This is a genomic window from Streptomyces sp. NPDC050549 (genome assembly GCF_040655035.1).
Classification (GTDB): domain Bacteria; phylum Actinomycetota; class Actinomycetes; order Streptomycetales; family Streptomycetaceae; genus Streptomyces.
Genome location: NZ_JBFAJD010000002.1, coordinates 30601 through 52524, shown reverse-complemented (window position 1 = coordinate 52524; position 21924 = coordinate 30601). Strand labels below are relative to the sequence as shown.

Genomic DNA, 21924 nt, shown 5'->3' with positions numbered 1-21924 from the left:
GCCCCGCGGCAAAGCCGACTATCGTCGGCAGGACCATGAACCACGCCCAGCAGACCGCCCTAGGTCGCGCCCTCCGCCTCCTCGGCGAGCACGGTGAGGCGCTGACGTCCGACACCCCCGACGCCCGGCTGCACGAGGTCAAGGCGGATCTCAAGCGCGCCCTCGACCTGCTGGACGACACCGTCAGCGGCGGCGCGCCGACCACCCGCTGCCCGGAGCACCCAAACGGCCCGGTCGACGCCGACGCCCCCGACCTGTGCCTGCTCTGCGAGACCCGGCGCCGCGCGGCCCGCCGCTCCGAGATCAACGGCCCCGACGTGCGCAGGCCGGCCGACACCACGCCGTCCCGCTACGGCGTGCGCGAGGACCGCCCGCAGGCGCAGCAGCGCTGGCTGCCGGAGCTGTGGAACGGCCAGGCCTGGCAGCTCTGCGGCACCCCGCGCCGCGACCGGCACGAGGCCGAGCTGTATCTCGCGGCCCAGCGCCGCGGCTCGCGCGCCGCGATGGCGTACCGGCTCGTGCACGAGTTCACGGACTACGAGGTGCTGCGCGTCTGGGGCACGCCGGTGCACGTCGACATCGAACCGCTGGGGAACCTCTGACACGGGCCCGTTGGCGTGGAGCGCGGACGTGGTGGGCGGGCTCAAGTGGTGGCAGCGGGTGGTGCTCGCCGTGTGCCTGTGCGCGCTCGCGCTGCCGCTGTGGTTCGCCGCGAGAAACGTCCACCGGTTCGTCGACGGTGACCGGACGATCACCGAGGGGTACGTCCACTGCGAGTCGGACGACCGCTGCAAGGGCACCTGGCGGCTGCCCGACGGAGAGCAAGGGCGGGGAGAGACAGCAGGGTTGGCCTTCGAGTACGACGAGGAGCAGGTGACGGGCATACGGATCTACGCCGGCCGGGACTGGGCCGTGACCGAACGCTCCGACCTGGCCTTCCACGCGGCCTCCGAGTTCGCCGGCGCCGCGATCGGCGCGGCGCTGATCGTCTCGGTCGCCTGGTTCAAGTCCCGCTAGTCCGTCGGCCGTCCTCCCGTTCCCGTTCCCGTTCCCGTTCGATGACCAACCGGGTCTGCTCCGCGTCCAGTTGGTACACCGTCTCGTGCGCCCGTGGATCGCGCGCGTGGAAGGTGTGGAACATCGGCCCGGTCTCTCCGCCCAGTTCCACCCGCGAGGCCGAGGCACCGCGCACCGCCCGCTCGGTGCCGTACGCGGTCGTCAGGTCGATCCGGTTGACGACACCCGGCGTGACCCACACCGGCGTCGCCTCCAGGAAGCCGAAGAGCTGGAGGTGGAAGTGCCCGGTGAGGACGACCCGTACGTCACTCCCCCGGATCGCGTCCGCCAGCTCCCCGGGATTCCGCAATCCGAAGGCCTGTTGGGTCGGCACGTCGAGGGCGATCGGCGGATGGTGGAAGGCGAGGACGGTGCCGTTCCCGAACGGCGTGCTCAACTCCTCCTTCAGCCAGTCCAGTTGGGCCCCGCTCAGCCGCCCGTACACCTTCCCCGGCACCAGGGAGTCGAGCGTGATGAACCGGTACCCGCCCACATCACTCACGGCCGCGCACGCGAACTCCACTGGAAACACGGCGGACACGATCCGATCGGTGCCGTCCGCCGCCAGGTGCCCGCTCCCCAACACCTTCCCGAACGCCTCGCGTTCGTCGTGGTTCCCGGTCGTGTAGAAGACCGGCACCCCGCCCATCCGCCGCGCGAACCCGCCCACCAACTCCCGTACGGCCGTGTACGCCTCCACCGCCCCGTCGTTGGCGAGGTCCCCGGTGACCACGATCGCGTCCACCCCGCGCTGGTGGCGGAGTTCGGCGAGCATCAGCCGCAGCGAGTCGGTCGCGCCGACGCCGTGCCGGTTGGGGGCGTCGGTGCGCTCCAGGTGGGTGTCGGACAGGTGGAGAATCCTCATGTTCCGGCACGCTAGCCCGAGTTGGGACCCTCACCAATAGCCACGGCTCAACGGGTGGCCGGACGCCACATGGTCGTAACGACCTGGCCATCGGGGGTGACGATCTCGTCCCGGGCCTGGAAGCCGACGCTCTCGTACCGCCTGTTGTTGGCCAGGTTGGTCGACTCCAGATACACGGGAGCCCCGAGCGCGTCGACGCGGGCAAGCCCGTCGGCCAACAGCCCCATGCCCAGCCCCTTGCCCCGGTGGTCGGCGTGCGTGCCCAGGATGGTGAGGTAGAAGAACGGCTGGGCGGGATGAGCCGCCTCGAACTGCTTCCCAACGACCGTGATCGCGCGAGCGGTCCCCTCGTCCGTCACCGCGGCCAACCGCCCCTCCAGCCCAGCGGCTTCTTCCTCGGTCAACTCGACACCGCCCGGCGGGATGAAGACCGCCGCGGCCTCCGCCTCCGATGTCACCAGCGTCCAGGGGTAGCGCAGCGCGGAGCCGGCGTAGACCCGCCACATCACGGCCGCCTGCTCGGCCCGCCGCCGCTCGTCCGGGAACGCGGGCCCCCAGACCGGGTCATGGAGGAAGGCACTGGTGAAGGTGGCGACGACGGCATCGAGATCGGCGACCGTGGCCACCCGGCTGACGGAAGTCATACGATCACCGTACGCATGCCCACAGGGCTGAGAAGACATCATGGGATTCCTGAACGACCCGGACACCGCCGCCATATGCGCCACACTGCTGGTGGCGGTGGGTCTGCCGGCGCTGGTGTACGCGGGGATCGCCCGGCTCACCGGACGCGGGCGCAAGGGGGGTCCGCCCTGGCAGCCGACGGACGACCCGGTCAACGCCCTCTGCGCCGTTGCGGCCGTCGCCGGGTATGCGCTCGCCTCGGCCGCCGTGACCGGGAGCTGGGGCCCGACGTTCGGATTCCTGCCGACAGCCTTCATCGGCGGCTGCTTCTCCAGCGCGTTCGCCTACACCTTCGGCGGGGGCACGGGCAGGCAACTCCTCGTGCAACCCGCGCTCCTGTTGCTGATGCCGTACGCACTCGCCCTCGGGTTCTTCGGCCGCGTCGCGGCCTGAGCCGCCGAGGGCCCCGGCCGCCAAAATCAGCCCGTCCGGCGTCTGAGGACGAGGCCGTCCAGGCCGAAGCGGGGGTCTGGGGGCGGCAGCCCCCAGGGACGGGCGGGGGCGGCGGGGGCGGCGGGGGCGAAAAACCCTCCGGCGCACCCCCACCGACCGCACAGCACAAGCTCAGCTCAGGGACTTCAGCGCCGCCGCGTCATAAGGCGCCAGCTCCTCCACCCGGCCGGCCAGCACCTTCGCCGCCCACTCCGGGTCCTGGAGCAGCGCGCGGCCCACGGCCACCATGTCGAACTCGTCGCGCTCCAGGCTGTCGAGGAGATCGTCGATGCCCTTGAGCGGGGCGCCCTCGCCTCGGAAGCCCTTGAGGAAGTCCCCGTCGAGGCCGACCGAGCCGACGGTGATGGTCTGCTTGCCGGTGAGCTTCTTCGTCCAACCCGCGAGGTTGAGGTCGGAGCCTGTCTCCTCGAACTCGGGGAGCCAGTAACGGCGCGTGGAGGCGTGGAACACGTCGACACCGGCCGCAGCGATCGGGGTCAGGATCGCCTCCAGCTCCTCCGGGCTCTCCGCGAGCCGCGCACCGTAGACGTCCTGCTTCCACTGCGAGTACCGGAAGATGATCGGGAATTCGGGGGACACGGTCTCGCGGACCGCAGCCACGATCTCCGCCGCGAACTTGGTGCGGGCGACCGGGTCACCGCCGTAGGCGTCCGTACGGCGGTTGGTGCCGGCGTACAGGAACTGGTCGAGGAGGTAGCCGTGGGCGCCGTGGAGTTCGACGCCGTCGAAGCCGATGCGCTCGGCGGCGGCAGCGGCCTCGGCGAAGGCGCCGATGACGTCGTCCAGGTCCCGTTGCGTCATGGCCGTACCGGTGACCTCGTCGCTGCCGATGCGCAGCCCGGACGGGCCGACCGCGGGGGCGTCGGCGTAGGGCGGCTGGCCCTGCTCGCGGACCATGCCGATGTGCCACAGCTGCGGCACGATCGTGCCGCCCGCCGCGTGGACGCCCTCGGCGACCTTCGCCCAGCCCGCGAGCTGCTCCGCGCCGTGGAAGCGCGGCACGCGGTCGCTCTGCCCGGCCGACTCGTGACCGACGTACGTGCCCTCGGTGACGATGAGACCGACGCCCGCGGCGGCCCGGCGGGAGTAGTACCCGACCACGTCCTCACCGGGGATGCCGCCCGGCGAGAACTGCCGGGTCATCGGCGCCATGACGATCCGGTTGGGGACGGTCAGGCCGTTGAGGACGATCGGGCGGGCGAGGACTTCGGCCGCTCGGGAGGCGGGGGCGGTCGTAGACACGTGTGGGGGCTCCTCGGACTACCAGGCACTGGGTACCGGACGGTATGTGCGTATGCATCGATCATGCGTCAACAACAACCCCCGGGCCAAGCCCGTCATTCCGACCGTCCCACCCTTCGGCCTGTGATCCCGGACACGCCCGAGGGCGGTACCCCCCGCCAGAAGCAGGAAGTACCGCCCTCGGTAAGACCGTTGATCAACCGGAAGGGGTCGATCAGAAGTCCATGTCACCGCCCGGCATGCCGCCGCCGGCCGGCGCGGACGCCTTCTCCGGCTTGTCGGCGATGACGGCCTCGGTGGTGAGGAAGAGCGCGGCGATGGAGGCGGCGTTCTGCAGGGCAGAGCGCGTGACCTTCGCCGGGTCGATGATGCCTTCCTTGACCAGGTCGACGTACTCACCGGTCGCGGCGTTGAGGCCGTGACCCGGGGTGAGGTTGCGGACCTTCTCCACCACGACGCCGCCTTCGAGGCCGGCGTTGACGGCGATCTGCTTCAGCGGGGCCTCGAGGGCCAGCTTCACGATCGCGGCACCGGTGGCCTCGTCACCTTCGAGCTCGAGCTTCTCGAAGACGTGGCCCGCCTGGATGAGCGCGACGCCACCACCGGCGACGATGCCCTCCTCGACGGCCGCCTTCGCGTTGCGAACGGCGTCCTCGATGCGGTGCTTGCGCTCCTTGAGCTCGACCTCGGTGGCCGCGCCCGCCTTGATGACGGCGACGCCGCCGGCGAGCTTGGCGAGGCGCTCCTGGAGCTTCTCGCGGTCGTAGTCCGAGTCGCTGTTCTCGATCTCGGCGCGGATCTGGTTGACCCGGCCGGCGACCTGGTCGGCGGAGCCGGAGCCGTCGACGATGGTGGTCTCGTCCTTGGTGATGACGACCTTGCGGGCGCGGCCGAGGAGGTCCACGGTCGCGTTCTCCAGCTTGAGGCCGACCTCCTCGGAGATGACCTCGCCGCCCGTGAGGATGGCGATGTCGCCGAGCATGGCCTTGCGGCGGTCGCCGAAGCCCGGAGCCTTGACAGCGACGGACTTGAAGGTGCCGCGGATCTTGTTGACGACCAGCGTGGACAGGGCCTCGCCCTCGACGTCCTCGGCGATGATCAGCAGCGGCTTGCCCGACTGCATGACCTTCTCCAGGAGCGGGAGCAGGTCCTTGACGTTGGCGATCTTCGAGTTGGCGATCAGGATGTACGGGTCGTCGAGGACGGCCTCCATACGCTCCATGTCGGTGGCGAAGTACGCCGAGATGTAGCCCTTGTCGAAGCGCATGCCCTCGGTGAGCTCAAGCTCCAGACCGAAGGTCTGCGACTCCTCGACGGTGATGACGCCTTCCTTGCCGACCTTGTCCATCGCCTCGGCGATGAGCTCGCCGATCTGGGTGTCGGCGGCGGAGATGGAGGCCGTGGAAGCGATCTGCTCCTTGGTCTCCACGTCCTTGGCCTGCTCCAGCAGGGCACCGGAGACGGCCTCGACGGCCTTCTCGATACCGCGCTTGAGGGCCATCGGGTTGGCGCCCGCGGCTACGTTGCGCAGACCCTCCTTGACGAGGGCCTGGGCGAGGACGGTCGCGGTGGTCGTACCGTCACCGGCGACGTCGTCCGTCTTCTTGGCGACTTCCTTGACCAGCTCGGCGCCGATCTTTTCGTACGGGTCCTCGAGCTCGATCTCCTTGGCGATGGAAACACCATCGTTGGTGATCGTGGGGGCGCCCCACTTCTTCTCGAGGACGACGTTGCGGCCCTTGGGGCCAAGGGTGACCTTGACGGCGTCGGCGAGCTGGTTCATCCCGCGCTCGAGACCGCGCCGTGCCTCCTCGTCGAACGCGATGATCTTGGCCATGTGAAGTGGTCCTCCCGGACTGGGGTGGATTGCTCCGGACCGCGCTGGCGCCCGCGACGGACGGCCTGCCTGCCCCGTGGTTCCTTGCACCACCTGGCCTGCGGGCCTCACCGACCCGGTCCTTCGTTATCACTCTCACCTTCAGAGTGCTAACGCCAATGATTAGCACTCGGCATGGTCGAGTGCAAGCGGCTACCAGGTTCTGACCCCCTGGCACGGGCCCGGCCGCGACCCGGCTCCGAGCATGCCGAAGGGCCCGTACCCCAGGAGGTGACCCCCCAGGAGTACGAGCCCTTCGGTGAGGAACGAAGAACGTCGCTGCTGTTCGTCGGCGCGTGCTTCAGCCGGTCGCGAGCCGGACCATGTCCGCCTGCGGCCCCTTCTGACCCTGCGAGATCTCGAAATCGACCCGCTGACCCTCTTCCAGGGTGCGGTAGCCGTCCATCTGAATCGCGCTGTAGTGGACGAAAACATCCGCACCACCGTCGACCGCGATGAAGCCGTACCCCTTCTCCGCGTTGAACCATTTGACGGTGCCCTGAGCCATGCCTAACTCCCCTATTACTGGCCCTTGCACGGATCCACACTTCGCGGATCCGGGTCAGACCTCACCCCCCACAGGATTGGGGGCGTGCGCCGGAACGCGTCGACCGCGGCCGAATGTATCCGTCCAACTGCCGTCTGCAACAGGTCAATCCGACGAGAATTCCGGGCAGGACCGGTCGGGAATTTACGGAGAATTCGTCCGACTTCAGGGCAAGTCGGGCCCGATAAAGGGAACATAAGGTGCATAAGACCTGCACACTTTGGCTACTTCTCATCGCACACGGAGCCGGTACTCATATGCGTTCGGCATGCGGAGTGGAGCGCGTTCCCCAACTGTACCCCGCTCAATCATAGAGAATTGCCCCCTCCGCTTCTCTCACGGAGGGGGCAATTCGATGAACTCTTGGTAATCGATGTTACCTAGGGTAACGATCAGCCGCCGGCGACGGCCGGAATGATCGAGACTCCGGCCCCGTCCGGGGTGGCCGTCTCCAGCCCCTGCTCGAAGCGGACGTCGTCGTCGTTGACGTACACATTGACGAACCGGCGCAGCTTGCCCTGGTCGTCGAGCACACGCGCGGAGATCCCGGTGTGGTTCTTCTCCAGGTCGCTGATGACCTCGGCGAGGGTGGCGCCCTCGGCGGCGACCTCTGCCTTGCCGCCGGTGTAGGTGCGCAGGATGGTGGGGATGCGAACGGTCACGCTCATGACTTTCAACCTCCGGTCAGGTGGGGGCCTTTAGGGGCGCGGGGAACTGCGCGACCAGCCCCCACCGGACCCGCAGGCGAAAAACAACGAAGCTAGGACGCGAGCCCAGCTTCCCTGAACGACTCGAGGCTCGGCCGGATGGTCGCGGTGAGCCCGGTACCGGCAACCGCGTCCAGCGTCTTCAGACCGTCCCCGGTGTTCAGCACGACGGTGGTCAGCGTCGGGTCCAGCAGTCCGTTCTCGATCAGCTTCTTCGCCACACCGACGGTCACCCCGCCCGCGGTCTCCGCGAAGATGCCCTCGGTCCGCGCGAGCAGCTTGATCGCGTCGACGACCTGCTCGTCGTTGACGTCCTCCACCGCCCCACCGGTACGCCGGGCGATGTCGAGAACATAGGGACCGTCCGCCGGGTTCCCGATCGCCAGCGACTTGGCGATGGTGTTCGGCTTCTGCGGGCGTACGACGTCGTGCCCGGCCTTGTAGGCCACGGACACCGGCGAGCAGCCCTCCGCCTGGGCGCCGAAGATCTTGTACGGCCTGTCCTCGACGAGCCCGAGCTTGATCAGCTCCTGCAGACCCTTGTCGATCTTCGTGAGCTGCGAGCCGGAGGCGATCGGCACGACCAGCTGGTCGGGAAGCCGCCAGCCGAGCTGCTCGCAGATCTCGTACGCCAGGGTCTTGGAGCCCTCCGCGTAGTACGGCCGCAGGTTGACGTTGACGAAGCCCCAGCCCTCGCCGGCCGGGTCGCCGATCAGCTCGGAGCAGAAGCGGTTCACGTCGTCGTAGTTGCCCTCGATGCCGACCAGCTCGCCGCCGTAGATCGCGGCCATGACGATCTTGCCCTCTTCCAGGTCGTGCGGGATGAACACGCAGGAGCGGAAGCCGGCGCGGGCGGCGGCGGCGCCGACGGCGCCCGCGAGGTTGCCGGTGGAGGAGCAGGACAGGGTGGTGAAGTCGAACGCGCGGGCGGCCTCGATGGCCTGGGCCACGACACGGTCCTTGAAGGAGTGCGTCGGGTTGCCGGAGTCGTCCTTCACGAACAACTTGCCCGCGTCGACGCCCAGTTCGCGGGCGAGGTTGTCGGCCTGGACGAGCTTGGTCCAGCCGGGGTTGATGTTCGGCTTGGTCGCCACATCGGCGGGGACGGGCAGGAGGGGCGCGTAACGCCAGATGTTCGCGGGGCCCGCTTCGATCTGCTTGCGGAGCTCTTCGGTGTCGTAGGCCGAGAAGTCGTAGGCGATCTCCAGCGGGCCGAAACACTCCTCGCAGGCGAAGACCGGGCCGAGCGGGACGCGGTGGCCGCACTCACGGCAGGACAGCGCGGCGGCGGGGCCGAGATCAACGGTGTCCGTGGGGTTCGGGTCCGCGGCGGTCGTGTCCGTCTTCGCGGGGTTCGTGGTGCTTGCAACAGTCTGCGCAGCCATGGAGGCGAGGCCCTTTCTCCTCATCTTCCTCACGACGCATCTCGCCGTGAGACGGATTTGGCACCTTCCCGAGCCGGGAGCCTCACCACGTCAGCGTGTACCTGCGTGACAAGACCGGCTGGAGGGTTGCCGGGGCTTCATCGGGCCGTATCCCTCTGCCCCTCTGGATGAGCGGTGTTCAGTTGTGTATGCGATTGTCCCGCCGACGGCCCCCGACATGCGATGGTCATCAGCGTTGTTCAAGACTGTAACCGAAGGCCAGGACAGTTGAGTGAGCCGTCCGAACCGCGAGATGGATCACATACTCACTGTCTGTGACCAGCCCTCGCCGAGAGAACGCAGAGGAGCCGCGCAACGTGCTGAAGGAAGTCGAGCACTGGCTGAGCACCCGCTCCTGGTCCCTGACCGATCGGCCGCTCCACAAGATCCTGGCCGCGAAGCACCGCACGGGCCAGTCGGTCTCCGTCGTGCTGCCCGCGCTGAACGAGGAAGCGACGGTCGGTGACATCGTCGCGATCATCCGCCACGACCTCATGCAGCAGGTCCCGCTCGTCGACGAGATCGTCGTCGTCGACTCCGGGTCCACCGACCGCACCTCCGAGGTGGCCGCCGCGGCGGGCGCCCGGGTCGTGCACCGGGACGACATCCTGCCCCGCATCCCCGCCGTGCCCGGCAAGGGCGAGGTGCTGTGGCGCTCGCTGCTGGTCACCAGCAGCGACATCGTCTGCTTCATCGACGCGGACCTGAAGGAGTTCTCCTCCGACTTCGTCACCGGAATCGTGGGCCCGCTGCTCACCGACCCCGGCGTCGACCTCGTCAAGGCGATGTACGACCGCCCGCTGGGCGGCGCCGCCGGCCAGGGCGGACGCGTCACCGAACTGATGGCCCGCCCGCTGCTCAACATGCACTGGCCTCAACTGGCCGGATTCGTGCAGCCGTTGGGAGGCGAGTACGCGGCCCGCCGCTCCCTGCTGGAGCAGCTCCCGTTCCCCGTCGGCTACGGCGTCGAGCTGGGCATGCTCGTCGACGCGCTGCACCTGGTGGGCCTGGACGCCCTCGCGCAGGTCGACGTGGGTGTGCGCAAGCACCGGCACCAGGACGGGCAGGCGCTGGGCCGCATGGCAGCGCAGATCTACCGCACGGCACAGCTGAGGCTGGCCCGCGGGCATCTCATCCGGCCGTCCCTCACACAGTTCGAGCGGGGGCCGGAGGGTTTCGAGCCGCGCACGTACTCCGTGGACACCGAGGAACGGCCGCCGATGGCGGACATCACCGAGTACCAGTCGCGCAAGGTGGCCTAGCCGGCGGCACGGCCCGGGGGCCGTATACGGACTCGGACGGTCCGCCGCGGGGCGTCCGTACGTTTGAGGGTTTCCGGGCCGGGCTAGGTTGTGCCGTATGGCTTCTACGTCGTCCACCTCGTCCACCTCGTCCACGTCGTCCACGTCCGGTGCAGCTCAGGTGCTCGTCGCGTCCAATCGCGGTCCGGTCTCGTACGAGGTGGGCGACGACGGTTCGCTGCATGCCCGGCGCGGCGGCGGCGGGCTGGTGTCCGGGCTGTCGGCGATCGGTCCGGACGCGGGGGCGCTGTGGGTGTGCTCGGCGCTGTCCGACGGCGACCGGGAGGCGGTCCGGCGGGGCGTCGGCGAGGACGGCGTGCGCATGCTCGCCATCCCGGCCGACGTGCACGCCGACGCGTACAACGGGATCGCCAACTCCGTGCTGTGGTTCGTCCACCACATGCTGTACCAGACCCCGCTGGAGCCGGTCTTCGACGCGGAGTTCCGGCGCCAGTGGGCGTCGTACGAGACGTACAACCGGGCGTTCGCCGAGGCGCTGGCCGAAGAGGCGGCCGAGGGCGCGGCGGTGCTGGTGCAGGACTACCACCTGTGTCTGGTGCCAGGGATGCTGAGGGAGTTGAGGCCGGACCTGCGGATCGGGCACTTCTCGCACACGCCGTGGGCGCCGGTGGAGTACTTCTCGATGCTTCCGGACGACATCCAGGTGCGGCTGATGGAAGGCATGCTCGGGGCGGACCGGGTGGGGTTCCTGACCTGGCGGTGGGCGACGGCGTTCGAGAACTGCGTGCAGGGGCTCGACCCGTACAGGTGGCTCCCCAAGTGGCCGTCCGGCGCGCCCCGGTCGATCGAGCACCTGGAGAAGGAGCGGATCACCCGCAGGACGCTCATCGGTGTCCACGGGCTGGGCGCCGACGCCGAGTTCCTGCACACCCGCTCGCACCAGGCGGACGTCGAGGAGCGGATGGTCGCGCTGCGCGAGGAGATCGGCGAGGGCCGCAAGGCCATCGTCCGGGTGGACCGGACCGAGCTGTCGAAGAACATCGTGCGCGGGCTGCTGGCGTACCGGCAGCTGCTCGACGACCACCCCGAGTGGCACGAGCGGGTCGTGCACGTGGCCTTCGCCTACCCGTCCCGGCAGGACCTCGCCGTGTACCGGGACTACACGGCCGAGGTGCAACGGGTCGCCGACGAGATCAACTCCCTTTACGGCAAGCCCGGTTGGACCCCGGTCGTCCTCCACGTCAAGGACGACTTCGCCCGCTCGCTGGCCGCGTACCGCCTCGCCGACGTGGCCCTCGTCAACCCCATCCGCGACGGCATGAACCTCGTCGCCAAGGAGGTTCCGGTCGTCTCCGACGAGGGCTGCGCGCTGGTCCTCTCCCGGGAGGCGGGCGCGTTCCAGGAACTGGGCAAGGACGCGATCGCCGTCAACCCGTACGACGTGATCGGCACGGCCGACGCCCTCCACGAGGCGCTCACCATGCCCGTCGGGGAACGCGCCGAGCGGACAAAGAGCCTGGCCGCCGCGGCTACGGCGCTTCCCCCGGCCCAGTGGTTCCTGGACCAGCTGAACGCGCTGCGGGATCAGGCGAGTTGAGCGGCGAGCACCGGAATACCGGCAGGGCTGCGGTCCCGCCGCCCTCCGGGCGCCACACCGTTGCGGCAAGCCCGCCTCGTCACCCCGACGCGGGGCACACGACCCCACACCCCGCCCCACTTCCTCCACCGACACCGGCCCCGTCAGTCCAGCCGAACGCGCTGCGCGAGCGGCGGAGCGGCCGACCGGAGGCACTCGGCAGCCGCGCATAACCGCCGACACCCCCGCGAAATCAGCCGAGTCGAGCCGCCAGCGCCGACAGCAGGGCCACGACCCCAGCCGCTCCGTCCACCACCAGGTCCGCGCGTTCGCGCAGTTCTGTCACCTCGTCGTTGCCGCTGCACACGAGGAGGCCGGGGAGGCCGTCGGAGCGGAGTTTCTCCACGGCGGCGAAGGCGGGGAGATCGCCGAGGTCGTCGCCGGCGTAGAGGACGGACTCGGCGCCCGTCTCGCGGAGGTAGTCGGCGAGGGCGACGCCCTTGTCCATGCCGGGCGGGCGCAACTCCAGGACCAGGCGGCCGGGTTCGACGATCAGGCCGTGGCGGGCAGCGAGGTCGGTGAGGGGGGCGCGGAGGGCCTCGAAGGCTGCCTGGGGGTCCGTGGCGCGGCGGGTGTGGACGGCGACGGCGCGGCCCTTCTCCTCGATCCAGGTGCCCTGCCAGGCGCCGATCCGGTCGAGGAAGCCCGGGAGTTCGGCGCGGACCGCCGCGACGCCCGGGTGCGGGGCGGGGGCGCTGACGGTGCTGCTCACCGCGTCCCAGCGTTCCGTGCCGTAGTGGCCGAGGACGACCAGGTGTTCCAGGCCCGGTACGCCCGCGAAGCCGCCGTTGCGGACCGCCACGCCCGCCGGGCGGCCGGTGATCACGGCGACGGAGGCGACCTTCGGGGCCAGCACGGCCAGCGCGGGCACCGCGCCCGGGTGCGCACGGGCCTGCTCGGGGTCGGCGACGATCGGTGCGAGCGTGCCGTCGAAGTCGAGCCCGATCACCGCGGCGGCGGGTTTCGCCAGGATCGCTTCGAGGCCTTCGCGCCCGGCACGGGTCACGGGGGTCGGCAGTACGTCGGTGGAGTCCTGAGGGCTGCCCATGTGTCGACCCTATCCGGGCGGGGCCGTACGCACCCCTCGCTCATCGGGGCACGGCCAGGACCCGCGCCTCTCCTCACCGCTCCGAACGCCGCGTCTCACGGACCCGTCTCAGCCTGTTCACCGTCACCGGGTCGTGGGCGAGCGCCCGCTCGTCGTCCAGCAGGGCGTTGAGCAGCTGGTAGTAGCGCACGGGGGCCAGGCCCAGCTCCTCGCGTATCGCGCGCTCCTTCGCGCCGGGGCCCGGAAAGCCGCGGCGCTCCAGCGCGAGGATGTCCTGTTCCCTCCGGTTCAGCGGGGAGAGCCGCGAGGGCCGGTCCTTGTCCATGCCCTGCACCGTAACCCCCGCCACTGACAGCGGCCCCGGCCCACCCCGGCCTCCTACTTGCCGCTCTCCGCCAGCGTCGCCGCCGCCTGCAGCTGCCCCAGCACCGCGCCCGGGCTGCCGTTCGCGGCGACCGCCCGCCCTATGCGCTTCTTGATGTCGGCGCTGACCGTGGCCCAGGAGGTGTTGCCGACCGGGTAGAGCGTGGACAGCGGGAGCTCCTCCAGGAAGGGCCGGAGGGCGCGGTCCTCCTTCGCGGCCTCCATGACCTTGGACGCGGAGTTGGTCACGGGCAGCAGGTCGTACTCCCGGGAGAAGGCGAGGACGTTCTTCTCGCTGTAGACGTAGTCGAGGAAGTCGCCGATCTGGTCGCGGTGGCCGTTCTGCTTGAAGGCGGCCATCCAGTCGGCGACGCCCATCGTGGTCTTGGCCTTGCCGGTGCGCCCCGGCATCGCGACCGTGCCGAACTTGACGCCCTTCTTGGCCGCCTGCTGGATGAGTGTCGGGTGTCCGTTGAGCATGCCTACGTCACCGTTCGCGAAGGCGGCGAACGCGTCCGCGCGGTTGAGCTGGGCGGGTGCGACGGGCCCGGTCAGGCCCTTGCCGACGAGGTTGTCGCGCAGCCAGGTGAAGGTGGAGATGTTCTCCGCGGAGTCCAGGGTGTAGGTGCTGCCGAGGTCGTCGGTGTAGCCGCCGCCCCCGCCGAGCAGCCACTGCATGGTCTCGGCCTGCGCCTCCTCGGAGCCGAGGGGCAGCGCGAACGGGTACTTCACGCCCCGCTCCTTCAGCGCCTCCGCGTCCGCTGCCAGCTCGCTCCAGTCCTTGGGCGGGGTCAGACCGGCCCGGGCGAAGAGGGTCTTGTTGTAGAAGAGGACGCGCGTGGAGGCGGCGAAGGGCATGCCGTACTGGACGTGGTTCACCTGCCCCGCGTCCGCGAGCGGCTCCAGGAAGTCGGCCTCCACGGGGATGGAGAGCAGGTCGGCGGTGGAGTACAGCCTGCCCTCGTCGGCGTAGTCGGCGTACGCACCGATCTGCGCCATGTCCGGGGCCTTCCCGGCGTCGACCATGGCGTCGACCTCGTTCCACGAGTACACGCCGACGTCGACCTTCACTCCGGGGTGGTTGGCCTCGTACGCCTTGACGAGCGTGTCCCAGTACTTCCGCGAACTGTTGGACGCGGAGTCGCCGTAGTCGGCGGCGACGAGTCTCAGAGTGACATCACCGGAGTCCCCGCCGAGGCCGCAGCCGCCGAGGACCGCCGTCATGCCGAGTACGGACATCGCCGCGATCATTCCTGTCCTGCGCCGCTGCACTGCTGACTCCCCAAAGCTTTGCTGTCGTGACGTTCGCTCCGCGAACCCATAAGGTCTACACCACGTAAGTGGACTAGACCTCTCGCGGGTAGACGGGCCACACTGTCCCCCGTGAGACATGTCATCGCCCTCGACGTGGGCGGCACCGGGATGAAGGCCGCCCTGGTGGGGGCCCACGGCGAGCTGCTGCACCGGGCCCGCCGGGCGACCGGCCGCGAGCGCGGACCGGACGCGGTCGTCGAGCACATCCTCGGCTTCGCCGCCGAGCTGCGCGCGTACGGCGAGGAGCATTACGGCGAGCCCGCGTCCGCCGCCGGCGTCGCCGTCCCCGGCATCGTCGACGCCGAACGAGGCGTCGCCGCCTACTCGGCCAACCTCGGCTGGCGGGACGTACCCCTGCGCGACCTCCTCGCCGGCCGCCTCGGCGGTGTCCCCGTCGCCCTCGGCCACGACGTCCGCACCGGCGGCCTCGCCGAGGGCCGGATCGGCGCGGGCAAGGGCGCCGACCGCTTCCTGTTCGTGCCGCTGGGCACCGGCATAGCGGGCGCCATCGGCATCGACGGCCGGGTGGAGGCGGGCGCGCACGGCTTCGCGGGCGAGATCGGCCACATCGTCGTACGGCCGGGCGGCGCCCCCTGCCCTTGCGGCCAGACCGGCTGTCTGGAGCGGTACGCGTCCGCGGCGGCGGTGACGGAGGCGTGGGCCACCGCTTCGGGCGACCCGGAGGTGGACGCGGCGGACTGCGCGAAGGCGGTCGCTTCCGGGGACCCTCGCGCGGAGAAGGTCTGGCAGGAAGCCGTCGACGCCCTCGCCGACGGCCTGGTCACCGCCCTCACTCTGCTGGACCCCCGCACGATCATCATCGGTGGCGGCCTGGCCGAGGCGGGGGAAACGTTGTTCGCACCACTGCGGGAGGCGGTCGAGGGCCGGATCACCTTCCAGAAGCTCCCCACGATCGTCCCCGCGGCCCTGGGGGACACAGCCGGATGCCTCGGTGCCGGCCTCCTGGCCTGGGATCTCCTACAAACCACTGACCGCACGGAGGTAACGCCCTAATGGCAACTCCCTCAGGGGCGCGGGGAACTGCGCGACCAGCCACGACGAACCCGCACCCCGCAACGGCGAATGCACCCCTGATCCTGTCCGGCGCGAACGTGGTCCTCCCCACAGGCACCGTCCAGAACGGCCGAGTGATCGTCGACGGCACCCGCATCAACGGTGCCGCCCCCGACAACGCCCAGGTACTCGACGTCACCGGCCACTGGCTGGTGCCCGGCTTCGTCGACATCCACAACCACGGCGGCGGCGGAGCCTCCTTCACCTCCGGCACCGTCGAGGACGTCCTCAAGGGCATCCACACCCACCGCCTGCACGGCACCACAACCCTCGTCGCCTCGACCGTCACCGGCGAGATGGACCTCCTGGTCCAGCGCGCCGGCCTTCTCTCCGAACTCGCCGAGCAGGGCGACCTCGCCGGCATCCACTTCGAGGGCCCGTTCATCTCCCCCTGCCGCAAGGGCGCGCACTCCGAAGCGCTGCTGCGCGAGCCGGACCCGGCGGACGTGCGCAAGCTGGTCGACGCGGCGCGCGGCAGCGCCAAGATGGTCACCCTCGCGACCGAACTGCCGGGCGGGCTCGACTCCGTACGGCTGCTCGTCGAACTCGGCGTCATCGCGGCGATCGGGCACACGGACGCGTCGTACGAGCAGACGGTGGAGGCGATCGACGCGGGCGCGACGGTCGCCACGCATCTGTACAACGCGATGCCGCAGCTCGGTCACCGCGAGCCCGGACCGATCGTGGCGCTTCTCGAAGACGAGCGCATCACCGTCGAGTTGATCAACGACGGTACGCATCTGCACCCCGCGTCACTGGAGTTGGCGTTCCATCACGCACGCGCGGACCGGGTGGCGCTGATCACGGACGCGATGGACGCGGCGGGCTTCGGTGACGGCCGTTACATGCTCGGCCCGTTGGAGGTCGAGGTGAGTGAGGGGGTGGCGCGGCTGGTGGAGGGCGGTTCGATCGCGGGCTCGACGCTGACCCTGGACCGGGCCTTCAAGCGTTCGGTGACGGTCGACCGGCTGCCGGTCGAGGACGTGGTCGCCGCGATCTCGGCCAACCCGGCCAGGCTGCTGGGGAGTTACGACGAGATCGGCTCGCTGGAGCCCGGCAAGTACGCCGACCTGGTGCTGCTGGACTCCGAATTCGATCTCAAGGGCGTGATGCGGCGCGGCACTTGGGTGGTGGAGCCCCAACTGGGGTGATATGCGCCACTGCTGAGGGCGGCGGTTGTCCCGGGGGACTGGGAGGACCGCCTCCCGTTTGACATCATCGAGCCTCCGGAACACAGAGCAAGCGCATTCATGCGGTCTTCGGGGGAGGTCGCCCGGTGATTCTCACGGTCACACTGAACACCGCGCTCGACATCACCTATCGGGTACGGGAGTTGCGGCCGCACGGCACACACCGCGTCTCCGAGGTGACCGAGCGGCCCGGCGGCAAGGGGCTGAACGTGGCCCGGGTGCTGTCCGCCCTCGGCCACGAGGTGACGGTGACCGGGTTCACGGGCGGCGCCACCGGACGGGTCGTACAGGAACAACTCGCTGGTACACCGGGCGTGTTGGACGCGCTGGTCCCGGTCTCCGGGGCCACCCGGCGCACGACGGCCGTCGTGGACGAGCTGACCGGTGACACGACTCAACTCAACGAGCCCGGTCCGACGGTCACTTCGGCGGAGTGGTCGGCGTTCCAGGAGGCGTACGAGGCCCTGCTCGGCGGGGTGTCGGCGGTGGCCCTGTGCGGGAGTCTGCCGCCCGGGGTACCGGTGGGCGCGTACGCGGGCCTGGTCCGCACGGCACGGGCGGCCGGCGTCCCCGTCCTCCTCGACACCAGCGGCGAACCCCTCCGCCGCGGAGTCGCCGCCCGCCCCGACATCGTCAAGCCCAACACCGACGAACTGGCCGAACTCACCGGCTCCCACGACCCGTTGCGGGCCACCCAGGACGCGCGGCGCCGGGGCGCCCGGACAGTGGTCGTCTCGCTGGGTGCGCGGGGTCTGCTCGCGGCGACCCCGGAGGGCACCTGGCACGCGACGCCTCCGGCACGGGTGCACGGCAACCCGACCGGCGCGGGCGACTCGGCGGTCGCGGGCCTGCTGTCGGGACTGGCCGAGCGCCTGCCCTGGCCGGCCCGGCTGACCCGCGCGGTCGCCCTGTCGGCGGCGACCGTACTGGCCCCGGTGGCGGGCGAGTTCGACGGGGCGGCCTACGAGGAGCTGCTGGGGCGGATCGCAGTGACGGGGGACGCCAGCGCGGCCTAGGTCAGCCGTTCACCAGGTACAGCTGGTCGAAGTTGACGTCGCACTGGTCGCCCTGCTCGCAGGAGATCTTGATGGTGTTGGTGCCCTTGTTCAGCTGGACGGACGCCCAGGTCTCCGTCCAGCCCTTCTCGTAGTTGCCCTCGGGGGCCTTCGCGAAGTTGCTCAGGTTGAGTGGGCGGGACTGGGCCGTGCCGTTGATCGTGAGGGTGGCGGTGGCGTCCTTGCCGGGTACGCCGTAGTTGACGTAAAGGCGGTAGCCGCCGCTCTTCGCGATGCCGCTCACGTTCCAGGTCAGGGTCGCGCCGACCGCGTTGAAGCCCGTCACATAGACACCGCCGTCGGCTTTGGCGCCGTCGATGTCCGATGCCGTGGTGGCGCCGCCACCCAGCAGAAGGGCCTTGGCGTCGATCTTCGGCAGTTCCGCCGCGTCCGACGCACTGCTGCTCGGCGACGGACTCGAAGAGGCGCTCTGCGAAGCCGACGGCGTGCTGCCCGCCTGGTCGCCCGTCTTGGTGTCGCCGTTGCCGTTCATCATCGCCACGCTGATGCCGATGACCACCGCGGCGACCACCGCGATCGCGCCGATCAGCAGGCCCTTGGTGTTGGGGCCGCGGCCCCGGCCGCCGCCGCGGCCGCCGCCGTAGGACGGGGGCTGCTGGGTGGGCGGGGCGCCGAAGGACTCGGGGGCCTGGTAGGCGGCGTTCGGCTGGGCGCCGTAGGCCTGCTGCTGCGGGACGGTCTGGCCGTACGGCTGCTGGTACTGCGCGGTGGGGGCGGCGGCCTGCTGGCCGCCGTACTGGCGCTCACCGACCGGGCGCACTCGGTTGACCGAACCCGGGTAGCCGTAGCCACCGCCGCCGGACGGCGGCTGGGCGCCGTTGGCCTGGCCGTCGGCGTACAGGTAGCCGAACGGGTCGTCGTCCTCGGGCGTGCTCGCTCCGTTGTTGCCGGGCGTCATCCCTAGGTACTCCTCAACAGGTGCGGGTGCGGGTACGTCAGCTTCAGATGCGTCTTCGATACGTCTGGAGAACTGCGAGCCTACCCGCTCCGCGTGGTCCAAACGGGTGACTCGGACCGCATCACAACGCTGACCTGGAGATCATCCCGCGCGTCTGTGCTGTTTGGGACGAGATCGTTTCTCGATGTACATCCGTTCGTCGGCGGACTTCAACACCTCGTCCGCCGTCATGCCGCAGTGGGCCCACCCGATGCCGAAACTGGCCCCGACCCGCATGGCCCGGCCGTCGACCCGGATGGGCTGGATGATCTCGTTGCGCAGGCGTACGGCGAGGTCGGCGGCGTCGGCCTTGCCGAGGCCGTCGGCGAGGACGACGAACTCGTCGCCGCCGAGCCGGGCCACCGTGTCGCCGTCGCGCACGGCCCGGCCGAGCCGCCGGGCGACCTCGATGAGGACCGCGTCGCCCGCGTTGTGCCCGAACCGGTCGTTGATCGACTTGAAGCCGTCGAGGTCGCAGAAGAGGACCGCGAGCCCCTTGGTGCCGTCGTCGCGCTCGCCCTCGGGGGCGATGGTGTGGACGTGGTGGTCGTAGGCGTCGAGGAGGCCGGCGCCCGGGGGGTAGTCGAAGCCGTGGCCGTTCGCGTCGTAGGCCGGGTGTCCGTACGCGGCGTCGAGGGACTCGACCTCGCCGGGGAACGTGGAGGTCGGGCGCTGGCAGAGGCGGGCGGAGAGGCGGGTGCGCAGCTCGGCCGAGTTCGGCAGGCCGGTGAGCGCGTCGTGCGCGGCGCGGTGGGCGAGCTGCAGCTCGCGGCGCTTGCGGTCCTCTATGTCCTCGACGTGGGAGAGGAGGAAGCGCGGTCCGTCGGCGGCGTCGGCGACGACGGAGTTGCGGAGCGAGACCCAGACGTAGGTGCCGTCCCGGCGGCCCAGGCGGAGTTCCGCGCGTCCGCCCTCCGCCGAGGTTCTCAGCAGGGTGCCTATGTCCTCGGGGTGGACGAGGTCCGAGAAGGAGTAGCGGCGCATAGCGGAGGCGGGGCGGCCCAGGAGGCGGCACAGGGCGTCGTTGCTGCGGAGTATTCGGCCGTGCTGGTCGCCGCCCATCTCGGCTATCGCCATGCCGGAGGGGGCGTACTCGAAGGCCTGCCGGAAGCTCTCCTCGCTTGCGCGCAGGGCCTGTTGCTCACGTTCGAGTCTGACAAGTGCGCGTTGCATATTCGCACGTAGACGCGCGTTGCTGATCGCGATGGCGGCCTGGAACGCGTACATCTGGAGCGCTTCCCGTCCCCATGCGCCCGGCCTGCGGCCGTTGCGCGGCCGGTCCACGGACAGGACGCCGATCAGTTCGCCGCACGAGCCGCCGGAGACGCCGGGCGTGTACATCGGCGCGAAGAGGCGGTCTGAGGGGTGCCACTCGTCCTCGAAGCGGGGGGCGGGGCCGTCGGTGTACCACTGCGGCACGTCGTCCTCGTCGAGGACCCAGCCCTCGGTGTGCGGTATGAACCGCAGGTCGCCCCAGCTCTCGCCCATGCCGAGGCGGCGCTCCCAGGAGGCACGGGAGCCGACCCGGCCGGTGATGAGCGCCTCGGCGGCGGAATTGCCGGAGAAGGCGGCGACGACCAGGTCGCCGTCGGGGCGTACGAGGTTGACGCATGCCAGCTCGTACCCGAGGCCCTTGACCACGCCGTCGGCGACGGTCTGCAGGGTGTCCGCCAGGCTGCGGGCGGTGTTCATGTCCGCCATGACCGTGTGCAGTTGCCGCAGGTTCTCAAGACGGACGTAGGGTTCCGACTCGGTCTCCATACTCGCCCTCCCCCCGAGACCTCGCAGCGAATCAAGGGTCTTCTTCCCCGCCACTGAATCACAGCGCGCTGCCCACTCGGTACACAGGGTCAACAATTACTACCCCTTGTGACTCAAGTCACAGCGGAAGATGAACAATTGAGTGGAGTTTCTGCGTTTTACCTGTGCGTTTACTGAACGCAAACTTTGTGGGTGTGTGGACATGATGCACGACGATGTTCCGTCGCGTGGGTCATTGGACCTAGGACCCTGTTGCGACCGAAGTCCGATGCGGTGCGCGGCACTCGGAGATTAGCGTTCCCGGCGTGCTGAACACCGCGTCGATCACCGAGTCCGCTCCCTCCGGGCATGCTGTGGGGGTGAGCAACGACGAGTTCCGCGCCGCCCTCGCCCGGCTGGCCGCGGGCGTGGTCCTGGTGACCGCGCACGAGGAGCCGTACGACCCGGACGACCCGCAGGCGCCGGTCGGCGAGGACGTCGGCATGACCGCGACCGCCTTCATGTCGGTCTCCCTGGACCCGCCGCTGGTCCTGGTCAGCCTCCGCAACGGCTCCCGCATGGACGACCTCCTCGACGAACAGCCCCTGTGGGCCGTCTCCGTCCTCTCCGAGAGCCAGCGCCACATCGCCGGCCGCTTCGCCATGAAGGGCCGCATCAGCGACCGCCTCCTCTTCGACGACATCCCCTACGTCCACGGCGCGGCCTCCGGCGCCCCCCTGGTGCGCGGCGCCCTCGCCACCCTCGAATGCCGCACGGAACAGCGGATTGCGGCCGGGGACCACACGCTGGTCATCGGCCGCGTACTGACGGCGGAGGCGACGAGCACGGACGGCGGTCCGCTGGCCTATTTCCGGGGCAGGTACCGGCAGTTGGGGTGAGCGTGAATTCGGTCGCCCACCGGTGAGCGGTCCGCCTACCGTGCACGCATGACGACGATCACCACCGGGCCGGGGCCCCGCCTCGAAGAGATCACCCCGGCCAACTTCGAAGCCGCCGTGGGCATTCGGGTCCGCCCCGACCAGGAATTCGCGGTCTCCCCCGTCTTGAAATCCCTCGCCGAGGCCTACGTCCACCCCGGCACCGCCTGGCCCCGCCTGATCGTCGACGAGGACCGCCCCGTCGGCTTCCTCATGGCCTTCTTCGACATCGACTGGAACCTGGACGGCTCCGTCGTCCGTTCCGGCCTGTGGCGCCTTAACATCGCGGCGGACCAACAGGGCCGCGGCTACGGCCGGTTCGCCGTGGAGTCCGTCGCCGCCGAGATCCGCCGCCGGGGCGGCAAGGAGTTCTACGTCACCTGGCACGAGGGCGCGTCGGGACCGGCGAACTTCTATCTGGGGCTGGGTTTCCGGCCCAACGGCGAGCTGAGCGAGGGCGAGACGGTCGGCGTGCTGGAACTGCCGTAGCCG

The 21924-nt window shown here is 70.1% G+C and carries 22 protein-coding genes and 1 riboswitch; of the genes, 10 read left to right on the top strand and 12 right to left on the bottom strand.

What is annotated here, in order from left to right:
* Positions 1 to 35 precede the first annotated feature (35 nt).
* A complete protein-coding gene (locus tag AB0I51_RS04285) occupies positions 36 to 602 on the top strand; it encodes a hypothetical protein (protein ID WP_362971263.1) in 567 nt (188 codons plus the stop codon).
* A gap of 28 nt (positions 603 to 630) precedes the next feature.
* On the top strand, positions 631 to 1017 hold the full coding sequence (locus AB0I51_RS04280) for a hypothetical protein (protein WP_362971261.1): 387 nt from the start codon (positions 631 to 633) through the stop codon (positions 1015 to 1017).
* Here AB0I51_RS04280 and AB0I51_RS04275 read toward each other — a convergent pair.
* Positions 1004 to 1921, bottom strand: a complete 918-nt coding sequence (locus AB0I51_RS04275; protein WP_362971259.1) for a metallophosphoesterase — start codon at positions 1919 to 1921, stop codon at positions 1004 to 1006. The two genes, AB0I51_RS04280 and AB0I51_RS04275, sit on opposite strands and share 14 nt — an antisense overlap.
* A 47-nt stretch (positions 1922 to 1968) precedes the next feature.
* Positions 1969 to 2565, bottom strand: a complete 597-nt coding sequence (locus AB0I51_RS04270; RefSeq protein ID WP_362971257.1) for a GNAT family N-acetyltransferase — start codon at positions 2563 to 2565, stop codon at positions 1969 to 1971.
* Between the two features lie 40 nt (positions 2566 to 2605).
* Here AB0I51_RS04270 and AB0I51_RS04265 point away from each other — a divergent pair, with 40 nt between their 5' ends.
* Positions 2606 to 2998, top strand: coding sequence for a hypothetical protein (locus AB0I51_RS04265; protein WP_362971255.1), 393 nt, complete (start codon positions 2606 to 2608; stop codon positions 2996 to 2998).
* Positions 2999 to 3169: 171 nt separating this feature from the next.
* Here the strand turns inward: AB0I51_RS04265 and AB0I51_RS04260 are convergent, their stop codons facing one another.
* The 5 genes from AB0I51_RS04260 to thrC form a co-directional block, all read right to left on the bottom strand.
* Positions 3170 to 4300 (bottom strand): NADH:flavin oxidoreductase, encoded by a 1131-nt coding sequence (locus tag AB0I51_RS04260; protein ID WP_362971253.1) that lies wholly within the window; start codon positions 4298 to 4300, stop codon positions 3170 to 3172.
* A 214-nt stretch (positions 4301 to 4514) separates the two neighbouring features.
* The gene (gene groL / locus AB0I51_RS04255) at positions 4515 to 6137 is read right to left on the bottom strand and encodes a chaperonin GroEL (RefSeq protein ID WP_019072480.1); all 1623 of its coding nucleotides are present in this window, start codon (positions 6135 to 6137) and stop codon (positions 4515 to 4517) included.
* A 340-nt stretch (positions 6138 to 6477) separates the two neighbouring features.
* Entirely contained in the window at positions 6478 to 6684 is a 207-nt protein-coding gene (locus tag AB0I51_RS04250) for a cold-shock protein (RefSeq protein ID WP_007493268.1), read from the bottom strand.
* A 431-nt stretch (positions 6685 to 7115) separates the two neighbouring features.
* Positions 7116 to 7391 (bottom strand): MoaD/ThiS family protein, encoded by a 276-nt coding sequence (locus tag AB0I51_RS04245; protein ID WP_019072479.1) that lies wholly within the window; start codon positions 7389 to 7391, stop codon positions 7116 to 7118.
* A gap of 92 nt (positions 7392 to 7483) precedes the next feature.
* Positions 7484 to 8815, bottom strand: a complete 1332-nt coding sequence (thrC, locus tag AB0I51_RS04240; protein WP_362971250.1) for a threonine synthase — start codon at positions 8813 to 8815, stop codon at positions 7484 to 7486.
* Between the two features lie 17 nt (positions 8816 to 8832).
* A riboswitch (SAM riboswitch) is annotated at positions 8833 to 8989 on the bottom strand.
* A 182-nt stretch (positions 8990 to 9171) separates the two neighbouring features.
* Between thrC and AB0I51_RS04235 the strand changes: the two genes are divergently transcribed.
* The gene (locus AB0I51_RS04235; RefSeq protein WP_362971248.1) at positions 9172 to 10116 is read left to right on the top strand and encodes a glucosyl-3-phosphoglycerate synthase; all 945 of its coding nucleotides are present in this window, start codon (positions 9172 to 9174) and stop codon (positions 10114 to 10116) included.
* Positions 10117 to 10213: 97 nt separating this feature from the next.
* On the top strand, positions 10214 to 11713 hold the full coding sequence (locus tag AB0I51_RS04230; RefSeq protein WP_362971246.1) for a trehalose-6-phosphate synthase: 1500 nt from the start codon (positions 10214 to 10216) through the stop codon (positions 11711 to 11713).
* Between the two features lie 232 nt (positions 11714 to 11945).
* On the opposite strand, the gene otsB is transcribed toward AB0I51_RS04230, so the two are convergent.
* The 3 genes from otsB to AB0I51_RS04215 form a co-directional block, all read right to left on the bottom strand.
* On the bottom strand, positions 11946 to 12800 hold the full coding sequence (gene otsB, locus AB0I51_RS04225; protein ID WP_362971244.1) for a trehalose-phosphatase: 855 nt from the start codon (positions 12798 to 12800) through the stop codon (positions 11946 to 11948).
* A gap of 73 nt (positions 12801 to 12873) precedes the next feature.
* Positions 12874 to 13125 carry a DUF3263 domain-containing protein gene (locus AB0I51_RS04220; RefSeq protein ID WP_362971242.1) on the bottom strand — a complete coding sequence of 84 codons (252 nt, stop codon included), beginning with the start codon at positions 13123 to 13125 and terminating at the stop codon, positions 12874 to 12876.
* 53 nt (positions 13126 to 13178) lie between these two features.
* Positions 13179 to 14402 carry an extracellular solute-binding protein gene (locus AB0I51_RS04215; protein ID WP_362971240.1) on the bottom strand — a complete coding sequence of 408 codons (1224 nt, stop codon included), beginning with the start codon at positions 14400 to 14402 and terminating at the stop codon, positions 13179 to 13181.
* Between the two features lie 144 nt (positions 14403 to 14546).
* Here AB0I51_RS04215 and AB0I51_RS04210 point away from each other — a divergent pair, with 144 nt between their 5' ends.
* The 3 genes from AB0I51_RS04210 (at position 14547) to AB0I51_RS04200 (ending at position 17757) form a co-directional block, all read left to right on the top strand.
* Positions 14547 to 15491, top strand: a complete 945-nt coding sequence (locus AB0I51_RS04210) for an ROK family protein (protein ID WP_362971238.1) — start codon at positions 14547 to 14549, stop codon at positions 15489 to 15491.
* Positions 15491 to 16702, top strand: a complete 1212-nt coding sequence (gene nagA, locus AB0I51_RS04205; RefSeq protein ID WP_362971236.1) for an N-acetylglucosamine-6-phosphate deacetylase — start codon at positions 15491 to 15493, stop codon at positions 16700 to 16702. The genes AB0I51_RS04210 and nagA overlap by 1 nt, the downstream gene beginning before the upstream one ends.
* Before the next feature lie 125 nt (positions 16703 to 16827).
* A complete protein-coding gene (locus AB0I51_RS04200) occupies positions 16828 to 17757 on the top strand; it encodes a 1-phosphofructokinase family hexose kinase (RefSeq protein ID WP_362971234.1) in 930 nt (309 codons plus the stop codon).
* Position 17758: 1 nt separating this feature from the next.
* Here the strand turns inward: AB0I51_RS04200 and AB0I51_RS04195 are convergent, their stop codons facing one another.
* Positions 17759 to 18715, bottom strand: a complete 957-nt coding sequence (locus AB0I51_RS04195) for a carbohydrate-binding protein (RefSeq protein WP_362971232.1) — start codon at positions 18713 to 18715, stop codon at positions 17759 to 17761.
* A gap of 141 nt (positions 18716 to 18856) precedes the next feature.
* Entirely contained in the window at positions 18857 to 20515 is a 1659-nt protein-coding gene (cdgB, locus tag AB0I51_RS04190) for a diguanylate cyclase CdgB (protein WP_362971230.1), read from the bottom strand.
* Between the two features lie 305 nt (positions 20516 to 20820).
* Between cdgB and AB0I51_RS04185 the strand changes: the two genes are divergently transcribed.
* Together AB0I51_RS04185 and AB0I51_RS04180 are read left to right on the top strand one after the other, a co-directional pair.
* The gene (locus AB0I51_RS04185) at positions 20821 to 21393 is read left to right on the top strand and encodes a flavin reductase family protein (RefSeq protein ID WP_362971228.1); all 573 of its coding nucleotides are present in this window, start codon (positions 20821 to 20823) and stop codon (positions 21391 to 21393) included.
* Positions 21394 to 21441: 48 nt separating this feature from the next.
* Complete coding sequence (locus tag AB0I51_RS04180; RefSeq protein ID WP_362971226.1) at positions 21442 to 21921, top strand: GNAT family N-acetyltransferase; 480 nt, start codon at positions 21442 to 21444, stop codon at positions 21919 to 21921.
* Positions 21922 to 21924 lie beyond the last annotated feature (3 nt).